Origin of the sequence: Mesorhizobium sp. B2-3-6 (assembly GCF_006442305.1) — a bacterium.
In the GTDB taxonomy this organism is placed as follows: Bacteria; Pseudomonadota; Alphaproteobacteria; order Rhizobiales; family Rhizobiaceae; genus Mesorhizobium.
In genome coordinates, this window is the sequence record NZ_VFVW01000004.1 from 88,890 (window position 1) to 104,927 (window position 16,038).

Sequence of the window (16,038 nt, forward strand, 5' to 3'; positions counted from 1 at the left end):
CGAAGATGAGAGGTGCCAGAGCGCTGCGGGCGTCCGGTTGGATGCCCATCACCCTGGCCGAAGCAGGGCACCGCCGATGCTACGCTACATTTTCAGGCGGCTTCTGACCGCCATTCCAACGCTATTCGTCATCGTGACCTTGGCGTTCTTCCTGATGCGCGTCGCACCGGGCGGCCCGTTCAACCAGGAGCGGGGCCTGAGCCCCGAGATCAGGGCCAATCTTGAAGCCCAGTTCGGGCTCGCCGACCCGCTCTGGCTGCAATATGTCCACTATCTCGGCAATCTCCTGCGCGGCAATTTCGGCCCGAGCTACAATATGCCGGACTTTACCGTCACCGAGCTTTTCGCGAAGGGCTTGCCTATTTCCATTCAGCTCGGCGCCTCCGCGCTGATCTTGGCGCTGCTGCTCGGCAGCGTGCTCGGTACCATTGCGGCGCTCAACCAGAACAAACTTGGCGACTACACGGTGATTGCGCTGGCAACCGCGGGCAGCACCATCCCGACCTTCGTCATCGCGCCGATTATCCAGCTCGTGTTCGGATTGACCTGGAAGCTATTGCCGATCGGCGGCTGGGGCGATGGCGCGCTTATCAACAAGATCGGTCCCGTGCTGACGCTTGCCCTGCCGCAGATCGCCATCGTCGCCCGCCTGATGCGCGGCTCGATGATCGAATCGCTGCGCTCGCATCACATCCGCACGGCGCGCGCGCTCGGCCTGTCCGACTGGTCGGTGGTGGTCAAGCACGCGCTGCGCGGCGCCGTCCTGCCGATCGTCTCCTTCACCGGTCCGGCTGCCGCCGCCCTGCTCACCGGCTCGATCATCGTCGAGACGATCTTCTCCATTCCCGGCGTCGGGCGCTACTTCGTCGATGCCGCGCTCAACCGCGACTACACGCTGGTGATGGGGACGGTGGTGGTCATCGCCATCTTCACCATCGTCTTCAACCTGATCGTCGACGTCATGTATGCCGTCGTCGATCCGAGGGTGCGCTATGACTGATATCGCGATCGCCGCACCGGTCGTCGGCCGTTCGCTGTGGGGCGATGCCTGGGCGCGCCTCAAGGCCAACCGCGCCGCCATGTTCAGCCTCTACTACCTGATCCTGATCGCTGTGATCAGCGTGTTCGGGCCCTGGTTCGTGCCGCACCAATACACCACCATCTATGGTGATTACGTGCGTACGCCGCCGAGCCTGTCGGCCTATCCGAAGCCGGACATGATCGAGACCGCGCTCGATGAGGCGATCAAGCGCATGCGTGTCGACATCAAGGACTGGCGCCAGGAAGGCAATCGCGTCTTCGTCACCGTCACCTCCAGCAAGGCGATCGACGACCGCAACATCCGCTATCTCGACCGGTCCGATGCCTTCGACGACACCAGGATCGAAAGCAAGTCGCCTGACGGCCTCGAAGCGACGATGAGCGCCTCGGTCAAGCAGCAATATTTTCTTTTCGGCACCGACAACACCGGCCGCGATCTGTTGTCGCGGACGCTGATGGCCGGGCGCGTTTCGCTGGCCATCGGTCTGCTCGCCGGCGTCGTGGCCGTGGCCATCGGCGTGCTCTATGGCGCCACTGCCGGTTTTGCCGGAGGCAGGGTCGACGAGGTGATGATGCGCATCGTCGACGTGCTTTATTCGCTGCCCTTCATCTTCTTCGTCATCATGCTGGTGGTGTTCTTCGGCCGCAACTTCGTGCTGATGTTCCTGGCGGTCGGCGCCGTGCTGTGGCTCGACATGGCCCGCATCGTGCGCGGCCAGGCGCTGTCCATCCGCCGCCAGGAATATGTCCAGGCGGCCGAGGCCATGGGCGTCGGCCAGCGCGGCATCCTTTTGCGCCACGTCATTCCCAACCTGCTCGGGCCGGTGGTGATCTACATGACGCTGCTGGTGCCGCAGGTCATTATCCTGGAGAGCTTTCTGTCGTTTCTCGGGCTCGGCATCCAGGAGCCGATGACCAGCTGGGGCGTGCTGATCTCGGTCGGCGCCAAGAATATCGGCACTGCAAACTGGCTGCTTCTGTTCCCTGCCTTCTTCCTGGTCTCCACCTTGTTCGCCCTGAACTTCGTCGGCGACGGCCTGCGCGATGCGCTCGACCCCAAGGACCGCTAAGATGGACGCAGCAGAGACCATTCTCAGCGTAAAGGATCTTCGCGTGCGCTTCCGCACCCTCGACGGCGCGGTCGAGGCGGTGAAAGGCATCAACATCCACGTCAAGGCGGGCGAAACCGTCGCCGTGGTCGGCGAATCCGGCTCCGGCAAGAGCCAGACGATGATGGCGGCGATGAGCCTGCTGGCCTCCAATGGAGAAGCCACCGGCAGTGTCGATTATCGCGGCCGCAATCTTCTGACGCTAAGCAAATCCGAGTTGAACAAGGTCCGCGGCCGCAAGATCAGCATGATCTTCCAGGAGCCGATGACCTCGCTCGATCCGCTCTATTCGATCGGCAACCAGCTGATCGAACCGATTCGCCGGCATCGGGGCTTGAATGCGGCGCAAGCGCGCGAGGAGGCGCTCAACCTGCTCAGGCTGGTGCATATTCCCGATCCCGAACGGCGCATGAAATCCTATCCGCACGAAATGTCGGGTGGCCAGCGCCAGCGCGTCATGATCGCCATGGCTTTGGCAAACGATCCCGACATCCTGATTGCCGACGAACCGACGACGGCGCTCGACGTCACCATCCAGGCGCAGATCCTCATGCTTCTGGCCGAACTGCAGCGCAAGCTCGGCATGGCGATCGTCTTCATCACACACGATCTCGGCATCGTCCGGCGCTTTGCCGACCGGGTCTATGTCATGCGCTCCGGTGAGGTGGTGGAGGAGGGGGACGCGCAAGCCATCTTCGCCAGTCCTCAGCATGCCTACACCAAGATGCTGCTGGCCGCCGAGCCGACCGGAACCAAGGCGCCGCCGCCGGCCAATGCGCCGGTCCTGCTCGAAGGCAGAAACGTCGAGGTTACCTTCCGTATCGGCGGCGGCTTTCTGGCCGGCGAGCCGCTGATGCTGCGCGCCGTCGACCACATCTCGATCAGGCTGAGGCGCAATCAGACGATCGGCATCGTCGGCGAATCAGGCTCTGGAAAATCGACGCTTGGCCGCGCTTTGCTGCGGCTGTTGCCGAGCGATGGCGTGATCCGCTTCGGCGACCGCGATATCTCGACCGCCGACCGCCAGACGATGCGGCCGCTGCGGCGCCAATTGCAGCTGGTCTTCCAGGATCCGTTCGGTTCGCTGTCGCCGCGCATGACCATCGGCCAGGTCATCACCGAAGGGCTGCTGGTGCATGAACCGAACCTCTCGGGCAAGCAGCGCGACCAGCGCGCCGTCGAGGCGCTGCGCGAAGTTGGCCTCGATCCCAACTCGCGCAATCGCTATCCGCACGAATTCTCAGGCGGCCAGCGCCAGCGCATCGCAATCGCTCGCGCCATGATCCTCAAGCCCAAGCTGGTGGTGCTGGACGAGCCGACCTCCGCCCTCGACCGCTCGGTGCAAAAACAGATCGTGGAGTTGCTGCGCAAGCTGCAGGCCGACCATGAGCTGTCTTACCTCTTTATCAGCCACGACCTCGCCGTGGTGCGCGCTATGGCCGACTACATCATCGTCATGAAGCAGGGCAAGATCGTCGAGGAAGGGCCGACGGAAGACATTTTCAGCAATCCGCAGGCCGGCTACACGCAGACGCTGATGAGCGCCGCAATCGATGTCACGCGGTTTCGTTTGAGTGCGTGAGGCGAGCCCGGCAGCGGCGCCTCAGCTCAATTCGCCAGCCCTGGGCATTTGCGCGCCCTGGCGGCGGCCATGGCCGCTTGCTGCTGCTTCAGCCGATCGATCCTGGTCGTTTCGCGATTGGCGACGGCGGCCTTGACGCTTGAGCCGCCCAGCAGCCATCTCGGAACACTGGTGCTGGCGACCTTGCCCCGCGTGATGGCTGTCTGCGAGATGCCTTTGGCGGCTTCGCCTATGGCGCTGTTCAGTTCGGCGCATGTCATCTTGTCGTAATTCGCCGGATCGATCGATCCGCTGGTCGACGCGCAGCCTCCGACAAGGGCGAGGAGGAGCACGGGGATGAACGGCCTGCTGGGGGTCGAATGCAATTTCATGTCCACGACCTTACTCCAGCGTAAGCGACCATGGCCACCCTCCGATATGTCCGCATGCGTGCGTACGCCGAAACGAACCGGGGTCATTCACATTCACGACGGACACGAGTTCGACCTCGGCGGAACCCTTGAAAGAGAGCCTGCGAGCCCCATCTGCGTTGACAAATATTCCTGGTTGGTTGATGGCTGAGGCGATATCCTATATCAGCGGACAGAACGAGCTTGTCATTGCGCGGCTATTGCCTACATCGATCGTTTGTCGAAAATTTTGGATTCTTTTTGGCTGAAATGGAATAGTCATTCCATGAAAAGTTGGATCAAGAATTCAAAAGAGCCGGCAAAGGCGCTGCCGAAGGCTGGCAACGTACAATCAATACTCATAAATCAGACGAAGTTTATCGGGGATGTTGTTCTAACTTCGGTTCTGGTCAGGCATCTGCGGGCAGAGTTTCCGAACGCGACGATCACCATGCTATGCCAGGCGGCGCTGGCGAAATTCGTTCTGGAGCAAGGCATCGCCGACAGCGTGGTTTCGCTCGATCGCGGCAAAATGCGCGGCTCCCCTTTCGAGCGCATGTCCGGAATGACCAGGCTCCTGCACGATCTGAGGAAGTCGGATTATGATCTTATCATCGATCTGTCCGACTCCAAGACATCACGGCTTGTGATGCGCTTCGTCAAGGCGCCTTTTCGCGTAGGCTATGTTCCATCGGAGCAGCCCCTGAAATTCTGGGAGCGCCAAAGCGCCAACATCTTTGCCGCCACATACGGCCATGGCGGCGAGCATTATCTGCATCGGTACCTGTCGCCGCTGTTTGCCCTTGGCATTCCTGTGACCGATCCTATTCCGTCCCTCAAGCCAACCGAATCCGGTTCGCGTCAGGCAAAGCAGCTGCTTGCCCGACACGAATTGGAAACGAAGTCGTTTGTCGCCGTCCATGCCGGCGCCAGTTTCCCAGGCCGTTGCTGGCAGCCTGACCGTTTCGCATCGGTCCTGGGAGAGATTTACCGTCGAAAGGGTCTCCGGGCGGTCATCGTTGGCGGCCCGGACGAGGCAGGTATCGCAGGCAAGGTGTTGGATGCGGCAACATCGCCGATCGTGAATCTCGTTGGCCAGGCACCCCTGACCACCCTTTTGCCCCTGCTGGGCGAGGCCCTGATCTTCCTGGGCAACGAAAGCGGACCCATGCACCTGGCCGCGGCCATGAAAACGCCCGTCGTTGGCCTGTTCGGTCTGACCCAACCTGACATCTGGGGGCCTCTTGGCGTTCCTAACCGTACGCTGCAGCCTCCGATGCCATGCAAGTGCATAGCGCCGGGCCTCTGCAAGGTGGGCAATGCAGGGGGCGTTTATTGCGTTCAACGGCTTGACGCCGCCGACGTCACCAAAGCGGCAATCGAACTCATAGAACGCGTCAGCTAAACCAATTCCAGGAAAACTGCGCAGCGGTTTTTCCGTCCGGAATTGCGTAAAGCGATGAATTGGAGCCGGAATTGCGTAAAGCGATGAATTGGAGCAGGCGACGATCAAACATCGAGCCGCTGCAGCGGGAACAACAAACACGCGTAGCGCTTTTGAGCGACCCGAGACATAGGTGACGTTTTGTACCGGACACATGGGTAACACTTTTGGCTTTTGGCCGGAGGTGTTGATGCCGTGGAGAGTGTTCGGTGATGGAGGAACGTCTTCGTTCTGTAGCTCGCCTTCTCGACGGAGAAGGCATGAGTGATGTGTGCCGGGAGTTCGGCATCTCGCGCAAGACGGGCTATAAGATCTTCAATCGCTACAAGGATGAGGGTCTTGAGGCCCTGACGGACCGCTCTCGGCGGCCGGTGCGCTATGCCAACCAACTGCCGCCCCAGATCCAGCGGATGATCGTGGAGAGCAAGCAAGAGAAGCCGCACTGGGGCGCCAGGAAGATCAGGGAGTTGCTGATCAGGAAACTGGCCGGCGACGTGCGCATTCCGGCCAAGAGCACGGTTCATGCCGTGCTCGACCGCCACGGCCTTGTGAGCCAGGCCCGCAAGAGGAACCGGGCGAACAAGGCCGCGGGCACGCAACTGTCACAGGCGATGCAGCCCAACGATCTCTGGTGCGCCGATTTCAAGGGCGAGTTCAAGCTCGGCAACGGCCGCTACTGTTACCCCCTGACCGTCACCGATCATCGAGGCTTTCGTTCGGCTCTTCAAGGAACGTGGCCTGCCGGAAGCGATTAGAAGCGACAATAGCCTTCCCTTCGCAAGCCCCAACGGCCTCTACAATCTCTCCAGGCTGTCGGTGTTCTGGCTGAGGCTCGGCATCGCCATCGAGCGCATCCGGCCTGGCAACCCGCACGAGAACGCTCGCCATGAGCGCATGCACCGCACGCTCAAGGCCGAAACGACCCGGCCGCCGGGCATGAACACCCTCCAGCAGCAGGCCAGGTTCGATGCTTTCATGAGCGAATTCAATGACGAGAGGCCCCACGAGGCCATCGGCATGAAGGTGCCAGCCGAGCTCTACAGAGGCTCTTCAAGAGCCTATCAAGGCCTCCCCGGGCTGGAATATCCCTTCCATGACAAGGACATTCTCGTCACCGCCTGCGGCCGCATCTGCATGCACAGGAAGAAGATAAACATCTCCACCGTGCTCGCCGGCCAAAGGCTCGGCATCAGCGAAGTAGACGACGGCATTTGGCTCGTCTCCTTCATGCACTATGATCTGGGATATATCGACTTGGAACAGAGGACCTTGCAGACCATCGACAACCCGTTCGGCACGAGGTTGTCACCCATGTCTTAGGTACATTCTGTTACCTATGTCTCCGGGCCGTACATTTGTTTTTCTGGTCGGAGTGGCAGGATTTGAACCTGCGACCCCCTCGTCCCGAACGAGGTGCGCTACCAGGCTGCGCTACACTCCGTGACCAGACGCGGGCTTATAGCCGCCGCATCTGGTTCCTGCAAGCGTCAATGGCAGCACTTCTGTCGCATTTCGCCAGCTTTCTTCGCGAGCCTGTTTCAGCGCCTCGAATAAACGCCGCTTAAAGGCTTCCGTGGTAGGGCACCCCTCGGCAAACGTTTGCGCGATTTGTGTTTCCAGCCGCCCGGAGATTTTCAGTCTTGACCCTCAGGATCGTTGGCGAAGCACGGCTCGACAGGTTCGGATTGCCGGAGCTTGTCGTGGTGGTGGAGAGCCCGGTATCGTCACAGCGGCGCCGGCAGACGTTCGACGCCGTGCTGCGCCGTAGTCCGGAAGTCGGCGCCTACAACCAGATCTTTTGACAAGGGCATCATGAGCCAGCGCATCGTCAGTTTCGTCATGAGCGGCGGCGTCGGCTCGCGGCTCTGGCCGCTGTCGCGCGAGGACAATCCCAAGCAGTTCCACGACCTTTCGGGCGACGGCTCGATGCTGGCAAAGACCTTGCGCCGGCTGGCGTCACGGCCCAGCGGCGATACGCCCATCTTCATGATCGCTTCCGAACGCCATGCCGAGCGCGTCCATGCCGATCTCGCCGGCATAAACCTTGCCGGCGGTGGGCCGCTGTTCGAACCTACCGGCCGCAACACCGCCGCGGCGGTGGCGCTGGCAAGCCTGCGCACGCTCGCCGAATTCGGTGACGAACTGGTGCTGGTGGTGCCGTCCGATCACGAGATTTCGACCGCGCGGCAATTCTGGCAGAGCGTCGAGGCGGGCACCGCCGCTGCCAGCGCCGGGCGGCTGGTGGTGTTCGGCCTCAAGCCGACACAGCCGGAGACCGGCTATGGCTACATCGAAGTCGCCGCCGAAAGAGCAGGCGTGTTCGATGTCTCGCGCTTCGTCGAAAAGCCGGACCTTGCCACCGCCCAGGCCTATCTCGAAGCCGGCAATTTCCACTGGAACACCGGCATCTTCCTGTTTCGCGCCGGCGCCATGCGTGATGCTTTCGCAGCTTTCGAGCCGAAGATCTGGCAGGCGACCGAAGCTGCCTACAAGGCTGCGACATCGGACCTTTCCGGCTTCTACATGCCGCTGGACCTCTACGGCGCCATTCCTTCGGTCTCGATCGACTATGCCATCATGGAGCGGGCAAAGGACATCGCCATGGTGCCGGCCAGCTTTCGCTGGAACGATCTCGGCTCCTGGCAGTCGCTGCTCGATGTCGGGCCTGCCGATAGCCAAGGCAATGTCATCGCCGGCGACGTCGTCGCCATCGATTGCGAGAATTCCTACATTCGCAGCGATGGCCGGCTGCTGTCGGCCATCGGCATGAGAGATGTCGCCATCGTCTCGACATCGGACGCTACCTTCGTCGCCCCGGTCAGCCATAGCCAGCACGTCAAGAAGATCGTCGAGCAGCTCGAAAAATCCGGCCGGTTGGAAACCCGCTTCACGCCTGCCCACGACCGGGTCATCGAAAGCGGCGCTTGGCGTCGCCGCGTCCATCACTGGCTGTTTCAGGAGACGCTTCCGCTGTGGTCGACATCAGGCGTCGACGAACGCTATGGCGGATTCCACGAGGCTCTTGGCTTCGACGCCACGCCGCTGATGAAGCCCAAGCGCATGCGCACGCAGGCCCGCCAGGTCTACGCCTTTGCGGTCGCCAAGCAACGCGGCTGGGACGGCCCGGCCGACCGGCTCATCGCCCACGGCATCGACTTCATGGCCGGAAGCGGCCGAACGGCAAGGGGCGGCTGGGTGCGTACCCTCGACATCGACGGTTCGGTCGCCGACCCGGTCGAGGACGCCTACGATCATTCCTGCGTGCTTCTGGCGCTGGCGCATGCCCACATGTCGGGCCATCCGGATGCGCTGCGGCTCGGCGAAGAGACCTTCGCCTTCCTCGATGCCCATCTCGAGGATAGCCGCATGACCGGCTTTCTCGAAACCTCGGACGGGCAGGGCGAGCGGCGCTCCAATCCGCACATGCATTTTTTGGAAGCCTTCCTCGCCTGGCACGAGGCGACAGGCGAGCGCGCTTATCTGCGCCGCGCGGCACGCATCATCGACCTGTTCCGCAACCACTTCTTCGATCCCGAAAGCTGGACGCTGGGTGAATATTTCGACGCCGGCTGGAGGCCCGTGGCGGGCGAGAAGGGTACCTGGACCGAGCCCGGCCATCATTTCGAATGGGCCGCGCTGCTTGTCGATTTCGCCGCTCTTAGCGGCCAGGCCGAACTGAGTGGCTTCGCCAGGAAACTCTATGCCTCGGCCATCGCCAATGGCCTCAACCGCGCCACAGGCCTTGCCTATGGCGCCGTCTCCCGGCAGGGTCTGCCGCTGGACCTGGTCTCGCGTAGTTGGCCACAGGCCGAAGCGGTCAAGGCGGCGATTGCGTTGGACGGTTCTGGCGGACCCGATCTCAAGCCGGAGATCGAGGAACGCGTAGGCCGGCTGTTCCGCTGGCACATCGACCCGGCGCCGCTGGGTCTGTGGATCGACCGCGTCGACGAGCGCGGCCGCTCGCGGGCATCAGATGTGCCGGCCAGCATTTTTTATCATCTCGTGTGCGCGCTGACGCAGTATCTGGATGGGACTGCCGAGAAGGGCGGCTGAGAAAGAGGCGCTGTCCCGACGACATTTTGCTCAATACGGGCTGGCCACATCCCCGGTCTCGACATAAACCGCCTTCATCTGCGAATAGAGCGCCAGCGCGGCCAGTGAATTTTCTCGCCCGATGCCGGATTGCTTGATACCGCCGAAGGGGATTTCGACCGGGGTCAGGTTGTAGGCGTTGATCCAGCACGTGCCGGCCTGCAGCTCGGCGATGACGCGGTGGGCGCGCGACAGGTCGCGCGTGAACACGCCGGCCGCGAGACCGAACTCGGTGTCGTTGGCGCGCTCGACCACCTCGTCCTCGCCGTCGAATTTCAGTACGCTCATGACAGGCCCGAAGATTTCCTCGCGCGCGATACGCATGCTGTCGGTCACCCCGGTGAACACCGTCGGCTCGACGAAGAAGCCGCCTTCAAAACCTTGCAGCGAAGGCACGTTGCCGCCGCAGGCGAGCGTGGCGCCTTCTTGCTTGCCCGCCGCGATGTAGGAGACGACCTTCTCCTGCTGTGCCTTGCTGACCAGCGGCCCCATCTGGGTTTCGGCATCGAGTGGGTCGCCGATGCGGATCTTCTTGGTTCGCTCGACGAGCCGGTCGACGAAGCGGTCATGGATGCCCTTCTGGACGAAGACGCGTGTGCCGTTGGAGCAGATCTGCCCCGTCGAATAGAAATTGCCGAGCATGGCGCCGCCGACGGCATTCTCGAGATCGGCGTCGTCGAAGACGATCAGCGGCGACTTGCCGCCGAGTTCCATCGTCGCGTGCTTCATCTTCGAGCCGGCGAGCGACAGCACCTTGCGGCCGGTCGGCACCGAGCCGGTCACCGACACCTTGGCCACGACATCGTGGCTGACTAGGCTGGCGCCGACTTCGCCATAGCCTTGCACGACGTTGAACAGCCCGTCGGGCAGGCCTGCCTCGCTGTAGATCTCGGCCAGGGCCAATGCCGACAATGGCGTGTTTTCCGATGGTTTGAACACCATGGCGTTGCCCATGGCGAGCGCGGGCGCGGATTTCCAGCCGGCGATCTGGATTGGATAGTTCCAGGCGCCTATGCCGACGCAAACGCCGAGCGCCTCGCGCCGCGTGTAGGCGAAGGCCCCGCCCAAATCGACAGCCTCGCCATTGTAAGCTGCAACCGCGCCGCCGAAATATTCCAGGCAATCCGCGGCCGATGGCGCATCCGCCACCAGCGTTTCCTGAATCGCCTTACCGGTGTCGAGCGTCTCGAGGCGGGCAAGATCGGCGTTGCGGGCGCGCAAGATGTCGGCGGCGCGGCGCAGGATGCGGCCGCGCTCCACCGGCTTCAGCCGCGCCCAAGCCGGTTGCGCGGCACGCGCAGCCTCGATGGCGAGTTCCAGCACGTTCGGCGTCGCCGAGCGCAGCAGGGCGATGGTCTCGCCGGTTGCCGGATAGATGACCGGCAGTGGCGCGCCTTGCTCGTCGTCTATGTAGCGTCCGTTGACATAGTGCGATGCCGTTGGCTGGGCGCGCATGGGCTTCTCCAAATCGTCTTAGCGGCATGCCGATCGTGCGGTTGCACGATCATGCTCTATCTGTCGGACGCCTGCCAGCGGGGATTGATCCATGGTTCCTGGTTGGAAGGCGCCAGCGGCGTGCGGCCGAGAATGTGGTCGGAAGCCTTCTCGCCAGTCATGATCGACGGCGCGTTGAGGTTGCCGTTGGTGACGCGCGGGAAGATAGAGGAATCGGCTACCCGCAGGCCCTCGACGCCGATCACGCGGCATTCCGGATCGACGACGCTCGTGACCTCGTCGGCGCGGCCCATCCGGCAGGTGCCGCAGGGATGATAGGCGCTTTCGGCGTGATCCCTGATGAAGATGTCGAGGTCGTCGTCCGATTGCACGTGGCTGCCGGGCGAAATTTCCTGGCCGCGGAAGCCGTCGAAGGCCTTCTGGCCGAAAATCTCGCGCGTCAGCCTGATGCAGTGGCGGAACTCGCTCCAGTCGTTTGGATGCGACATGTAGTTGAAGTGGATCACCGGTTTCGAATTCGGGTCCGGCGAGCGCAGTGTCACCGAGCCGCGCGATTTCGAGCGCATTGGCCCGACATGCGCCTGAAAACCATGCGACTTCGCCGCCGCCTTGCCGTCATAGCGCACCGCCGCCGGGATGAAGTGGTACTGGATATCAGGATAGTCGACCCCGGCGCGCGAGCGCACGAAGGCCGCCGCCTCGAAATGATTGGTGGCGCCAAGGCCGGTCTTGAAGAACAGCCACTGCGCCCCGATCATCGCCTTGGAAAACGGGTTGAGCACCGAATTCAGCGTGATCGGCTTTGTCGATTCCTGCTGGATATAAAGTTCCAGATGGTCCTGCAGGTTGCGGCCGACGCCGGGTCTATCGGCCACCACCGCGATGCCGTTTTCCCTGAGATGTTCCGCAGGCCCGATGCCCGACAGCATCAGGATTTTCGGCGAATTGATCGACGATGCCGCGACGATCACCTCACGTCGCGCCTTAACGACTTGAATCTGTTTGCGAGCTTCGATTTCGACCCCGATGGCGCGTTGATTCTCGATGATCACCCGTCGCGCAAAGCCCTTGACCAGGCTTACGTTTTTGCGCCTGAGCGCCGGCCTCAGATAGGCTGATGCCGCCGACCAGCGGCGGCCGCCGAAAATGGTCTGCTCCATCGGGCCGAACCCCTCTTGCCTGGAGCCGTTATAGTCGTCGGTCAGTTCGAAGCCGGCCTGGCGGCCCGCTTCGACGAAGGCGCCATAGAGCGGATTTTTCCGCGTGCCGCGTCGCACGTGCAGCGGCCCGCCATGGCCCCGCCAGCCGTCCTCGCCGCCATCCGCATCTTCCATGCGCTTGAAATAGGGAAGCACGTCTGCAAAACCCCAGCCGGCGGCTCCCTGTTCGGCCCAGTGGTCGAAGTCGCGGGCGTGGCCGCGCACATAGACCATGCCGTTGATCGAGGACGAGCCTCCGATCACCTTGCCGCGCGGCGTCGCCAGCACGCGGCCGCCGAGATGCGGCTCGGGCTCGCTGGCAAAACCCCAGTCGTAGAGGCTCATATTGAGCGGGATCGACAGCGCCGATGGCATCTGGATCAGCGGCCCGATATCGGAGCCGCCGAATTCGATAACGATGACCGAGTGCTTGCCATCCTCTGACAGGCGATAGGCCATGGCCGAGCCGGCGGAGCCGGAGCCGATGATGACGAAATCCGCTTCAAGCATTGTTCATATGCGCCCATCGTTCATATGCGTGATGAAATCGGCGAGCGAGACATTGCCGCCGGTAGCCACCACAAGGACGGTCTTGCCGGCCACATCCACCTTGCCGCCGAGCAGTGCCGCCAGCGAGGCAGCTCCGGACGGCTCAAGCACCAGCTTCATCCGCTCGAAGGCGATTTTCATTGCCCGCCGCACCAAGGCGTCGTCGACAGTGATGCCGCGAACGCCGGCGGTTCTGACCGCCGCGAACGGCGCGTCGCCGGGCCGCCGCGACATCAGCCCGTCACAGATCGAATTCGGGGCGAGCGGCATGGTCTCGATGCTGCCATGCGCCAGCGAGGCGCCCATGCCGTTGAAACCTTCGGGCTCGACGCCGATGATTTCTGTGGCCGGCGACAGGTAGTGGAAAGCGAGCGAAACGCCGCCGATCAGGCCGCCGCCGCCGACCGAGCAGAACAGCACGTCCGCCTTCGCGCCCTTGGCAGAAAGCTGCTCCAGCGCCTCCAGCCCGGCACCTGCCTGGCCGGCGACGATTTCCGGATCGTCGAAGGGATGCAGCAATGTCAGCCCTTCGGTCTCGGCGATCTCGCGCGCCTTGGCGGCGGCGACTTCCTCACGCGCGCGCTCGCCGTGATCGGTAAGCACCACGCGCGCGCCGTAGCCTGCTGTGGCGTCGCGCTTGGCGGCCGGCGCGTCGATCGGCATGACGATGGTGACGGGAATGCCGAGCGCCTGGCCCGCAGCCGCCAGTCCTTGCGCAAAATTGCCGGAAGAATAAGCGACGACGCCCTTCTTGGTTTCGTCGGGCGACAGCCGCTTCAGCCGCCAATAGGCGCCCCGAACCTTGAACGATCCCGCCCATTGCAGCGATTCCGCCTTGACGAAGACGCGAGCGGCGCCGGTTTCCCTGGCGAGCGCCGCCGATTCCAGCAGCGGCGTGATCTGCGTCGCCTTGGCGGTGACCGCATAGGCTTGCTTCAGGTGGTCGAGTGAGGGGACAAGCGTAGTCATCATTCGCCTCGAGGATACCGCTTGCTCTCCTCGAGAGTGTCGAGGTTCATGTGGTTGCGCATGTAGCGCTCGGACGCTTTCTGCAGCGGCTGGAAATCCCAGGGGTAGTAGGCGCCGTTGCGCAGCGCCCGATAGACGACCCAGCGGCGCGCCTGGCTTTCGCGCACCGCAGCGTCGAAAGCGGCCATGTCCCAGCGCGCCCGCACCTTGTCCATGAACGCCGCGACCAGCGGTTCGTTGGCCGGATCGGCCGCGAGGTTTTCCCGCTCCAGCGGATCGGATTGGAGATCGAACAGTTGCGGCGCATCGAGCTCGCAATGGACGAACTTGTATCGGCCCTCGCGGATAGCCACCAGAGGCGCGTATGAACCCTCAGCCGCATATTCCATCAGCACAGGCGCGCTGCGCCGCTCACCGTCGATCAGAGGCAGCAGCGATTGGCCATCGGTCCATGGCGAGACGGCATCGATGTCGATGCCGGCGAGGTCGCAAAGCGTCGGCGTCACGTCGAGATTGGAAACCGGCGCTTCGATCAGCCCGGCCGCAACGCCCCTGCCGGCAATCATCAGCGGCACCCGCGCCGAGCCCTCGAAGAAGCTCATCTTGAACCACAGGCCGCGCTCGCCGAGCATGTCGCCATGGTCGGAGCAGAACAGGATGGTGGTGTCGTCAAGCATGCGCGTCCGCTTGAGGACGTCCAGGAGCTCGCCGAGCTTGTCGTCGACATAGGAAATATTGGCGAAATAGCCACGCCGCGAACGGCGCACCTGCTCAGGGGTGATCTGGAACGACGGATAATCGCTGGCGACATACAGCCGCTGCGAATGCGTATCCTGTTCGTCATACGCAATGAAATTGGTTTCCAGGTCGAGCGCCTGGCAATTTTCGTAGAGATCCCAGTACTGCTTGCGCGCGACATAGGGGTCGTGCGGATGTGACAGCGAAACGGTCAGGCACCAGGGCCGGCGCTCCTCATCATCCTGCTCCCGCGAAAGCTGGTAGAGCTTCTGCGTGGCGAGGAACACGACCTCGTCGTCATATTCCATCTGGTTGGTGGTTTCCGCAATGCCGGCCCCGGTCACCGAACCCAGATTGTGATACCACCAGTCGATGCGCTCGCCGGGCTTACGATAATCCGGCGTCCAACCGAAATCGGCGGGGTAGATGTCCGTGGTCAGCCGTTCCTCGAAGCCGTGCAACTGGTCCGGCCCGACGAAGTGCATCTTGCCCGACAGGCAAGTATGGTAGCCGGCGGCGCGCAGATGATGAGCGAAGGTCGGGATCGACGAGGCGAACTCGGCGGCGTTGTCATAGACTCCGGTGCGCGACGGCAACTGGCCGCTCATGAACGAGGCACGGCCCGGCGCACAGAGCGGCGAGCCGGTGTAATTGTTGCGGAAGCGCGCTGAGCGGGCGGCCAACGCCTTCAGATGCGGCGCGTGCAGGAAGTCAGCCGGCCCGTCCGGAAAGAAAGTTCCGTTGAGCTGATCGACCATGACGATCAGGAAGTTAGGGTGCTTGCGTGTCACTGCGTCTGCCGTCCGCTGAGTTTCGTTTCGAGATAGTCTTCGACCAATGCGATCGCGGTCGCGGCATCGGGCACGCCGTCCTTGAGCGCGCGCCGGATGTAGAGCCCGTCGATCATCGCCGCCGTCGCTTCGGCGACGCGGTCGGCCTCTGCTCGGGACAGGATGCCGGCCAGCCCGCTCATCAGGTTCGAATGCAGCCGCCGCGCATAAATCCTGAGCAGCCGGCGCAACGCAGCCGATTTCTGCGCCTCGACATAGAAGGCGAGCCAAGCGGCGATCGTTTCGGCCCGGAACTGGATCTCGGAGAAATTGACGGCCACCACCACGGAGACGCGTTCGCGTGGGGAACCGGTGGATTGAAGCGCGCGCCGCATGTCCGTGGTCAGTTCGGCCAGGATATGCCGCATCGTCGCGAACAGCAGCTCATCCTTGGCACCGAAATAGTGATGGGCCAGCGCCGACGACACGCCGGCGCGCCCGGCGATCTCAGACATCGTTACGTCGAGCGAGCCGCGCTCGCCGATCGCCGAGATCGTCGCGTCGATGAGCGCTTTACGGCGCAGTGGCTCCATTCCGACTTTCGGCATGCCGTTCCCATTGTTTCGGCGAAGATTATTTTTTATTGACGGGTCAATCAACAAAAATCCAGCCCGAACAACAACCGATTGTCGGCTCTGGCT

The 16,038-nt window shown here is 62.8% G+C and carries 12 protein-coding genes, 1 tRNA gene and 1 pseudogene; 7 read left to right on the forward strand and 7 right to left on the reverse strand.

The window, feature by feature from the left end; all coding sequences use genetic code 11:
- Nucleotides 1–76: 76 nt before the first annotated feature.
- Genes FJ953_RS12955 through FJ953_RS12965 form a run of 3 tightly spaced genes read left to right on the forward strand, consistent with a single transcriptional unit; the run spans nt 77 to nt 3,732 of the window.
- Complete coding sequence (locus FJ953_RS12955; RefSeq protein ID WP_140494801.1) at nt 77–1,000, forward strand: ABC transporter permease subunit; 924 nt, start codon at nt 77–79, stop codon at nt 998–1,000.
- On the forward strand, nt 993–2,111 hold the full coding sequence (locus FJ953_RS12960; RefSeq protein ID WP_140555874.1) for an ABC transporter permease subunit: 1,119 nt from the start codon (nt 993–995) through the stop codon (nt 2,109–2,111). Before FJ953_RS12955 ends, FJ953_RS12960 begins: the two co-directional genes overlap by 8 nt.
- A 1-nt stretch (nt 2,112) precedes the next feature.
- Nucleotides 2,113–3,732, forward strand: coding sequence for an ABC transporter ATP-binding protein (locus FJ953_RS12965; protein WP_140520752.1), 1,620 nt, complete (start codon nt 2,113–2,115; stop codon nt 3,730–3,732).
- Nucleotides 3,733–3,758: 26 nt separating this feature from the next.
- Here FJ953_RS12965 and FJ953_RS12970 read toward each other — a convergent pair whose 3' ends face one another.
- Nucleotides 3,759–4,103 (reverse strand): hypothetical protein, encoded by a 345-nt coding sequence (locus FJ953_RS12970; RefSeq protein ID WP_140514927.1) that lies wholly within the window; start codon nt 4,101–4,103, stop codon nt 3,759–3,761.
- 304 nt (nt 4,104–4,407) lie between these two features.
- On the opposite strand from FJ953_RS12970, the gene FJ953_RS12975 reads away from it, so the two are divergent.
- Nucleotides 4,408–5,526 carry a glycosyltransferase family 9 protein gene (locus FJ953_RS12975; protein ID WP_140520751.1) on the forward strand — a complete coding sequence of 373 codons (1,119 nt, stop codon included), beginning with the start codon at nt 4,408–4,410 and terminating at the stop codon, nt 5,524–5,526.
- A gap of 229 nt (nt 5,527–5,755) precedes the next feature.
- A pseudogene (locus FJ953_RS31165) lies at nt 5,756–6,885 on the forward strand (helix-turn-helix domain-containing protein).
- A gap of 44 nt (nt 6,886–6,929) precedes the next feature.
- Here the strand turns inward: FJ953_RS31165 and FJ953_RS12985 are convergent.
- Nucleotides 6,930–7,006, reverse strand: a tRNA-Pro gene (locus tag FJ953_RS12985).
- A gap of 199 nt (nt 7,007–7,205) precedes the next feature.
- Here FJ953_RS12985 and FJ953_RS30435 point away from each other — a divergent pair.
- Together FJ953_RS30435 and FJ953_RS12990 are read left to right on the forward strand one after the other, a co-directional pair.
- The gene (locus FJ953_RS30435) at nt 7,206–7,367 is read left to right on the forward strand and encodes a hypothetical protein (protein ID WP_181170896.1); all 162 of its coding nucleotides are present in this window, start codon (nt 7,206–7,208) and stop codon (nt 7,365–7,367) included.
- 10 nt (nt 7,368–7,377) lie between these two features.
- Complete coding sequence (locus tag FJ953_RS12990; RefSeq protein WP_140494790.1) at nt 7,378–9,618, forward strand: AGE family epimerase/isomerase; 2,241 nt, start codon at nt 7,378–7,380, stop codon at nt 9,616–9,618.
- 30 nt (nt 9,619–9,648) lie between these two features.
- On the opposite strand, the gene betB is transcribed toward FJ953_RS12990, so the two are convergent.
- From betB to betI, 5 genes are read right to left on the reverse strand one after another with little or no spacing between them, the layout of a single operon-like run.
- On the reverse strand, nt 9,649–11,112 hold the full coding sequence (gene betB / locus FJ953_RS12995; RefSeq protein ID WP_140624496.1) for a betaine-aldehyde dehydrogenase: 1,464 nt from the start codon (nt 11,110–11,112) through the stop codon (nt 9,649–9,651).
- Nucleotides 11,113–11,168: 56 nt separating this feature from the next.
- Nucleotides 11,169–12,821: a choline dehydrogenase gene (gene betA, locus FJ953_RS13000; protein WP_140580827.1), complete on the reverse strand. Its 1,653-nt coding sequence runs from the start codon at nt 12,819–12,821 to the stop codon at nt 11,169–11,171.
- Between the two features lie 3 nt (nt 12,822–12,824).
- Nucleotides 12,825–13,832: a threonine/serine dehydratase gene (locus FJ953_RS13005; protein WP_140624497.1), complete on the reverse strand. Its 1,008-nt coding sequence runs from the start codon at nt 13,830–13,832 to the stop codon at nt 12,825–12,827.
- On the reverse strand, nt 13,829–15,358 hold the full coding sequence (betC, locus tag FJ953_RS13010) for a choline-sulfatase (RefSeq protein WP_140624498.1): 1,530 nt from the start codon (nt 15,356–15,358) through the stop codon (nt 13,829–13,831). Before betC ends, FJ953_RS13005 begins: the two co-directional genes overlap by 4 nt.
- Nucleotides 15,355–15,945: a transcriptional regulator BetI gene (betI, locus tag FJ953_RS13015; RefSeq protein ID WP_140624499.1), complete on the reverse strand. Its 591-nt coding sequence runs from the start codon at nt 15,943–15,945 to the stop codon at nt 15,355–15,357. The genes betC and betI overlap by 4 nt, the downstream gene beginning before the upstream one ends.
- Nucleotides 15,946–16,038: the final 93 nt, after the last annotated feature.

Excerpts from the sequence above, each read along its gene's own strand:
- betA (WP_140580827.1), bottom strand. The coding sequence starts at position 12,821 with ATGCTTGAAGCGGATTTCGTCATCATCGGCTCCGGCTCCGCCGGCTCG.
- FJ953_RS12960 (WP_140555874.1), top strand. The coding sequence starts at position 993 with ATGACTGATATCGCGATCGCCGCACCGGTCGTCGGCCGTTCGCTGTGG.
- FJ953_RS12990 (WP_140494790.1), top strand. The coding sequence starts at position 7,378 with ATGAGCCAGCGCATCGTCAGTTTCGTCATGAGCGGCGGCGTCGGCTCG.
- betB (WP_140624496.1), bottom strand. The coding sequence starts at position 11,112 with ATGCGCGCCCAGCCAACGGCATCGCACTATGTCAACGGACGCTACATA.
- FJ953_RS12965 (WP_140520752.1), top strand. The coding sequence starts at position 2,113 with ATGGACGCAGCAGAGACCATTCTCAGCGTAAAGGATCTTCGCGTGCGC.
- FJ953_RS12970 (WP_140514927.1), bottom strand. The coding sequence starts at position 4,103 with ATGAAATTGCATTCGACCCCCAGCAGGCCGTTCATCCCCGTGCTCCTC.
- betI (WP_140624499.1), bottom strand. The coding sequence starts at position 15,945 with ATGCCGAAAGTCGGAATGGAGCCACTGCGCCGTAAAGCGCTCATCGAC.
- FJ953_RS12975 (WP_140520751.1), top strand. The coding sequence starts at position 4,408 with ATGAAAAGTTGGATCAAGAATTCAAAAGAGCCGGCAAAGGCGCTGCCG.
- FJ953_RS12955 (WP_140494801.1), top strand. The coding sequence starts at position 77 with ATGCTACGCTACATTTTCAGGCGGCTTCTGACCGCCATTCCAACGCTA.
- FJ953_RS13005 (WP_140624497.1), bottom strand. The coding sequence starts at position 13,832 with ATGATGACTACGCTTGTCCCCTCACTCGACCACCTGAAGCAAGCCTAT.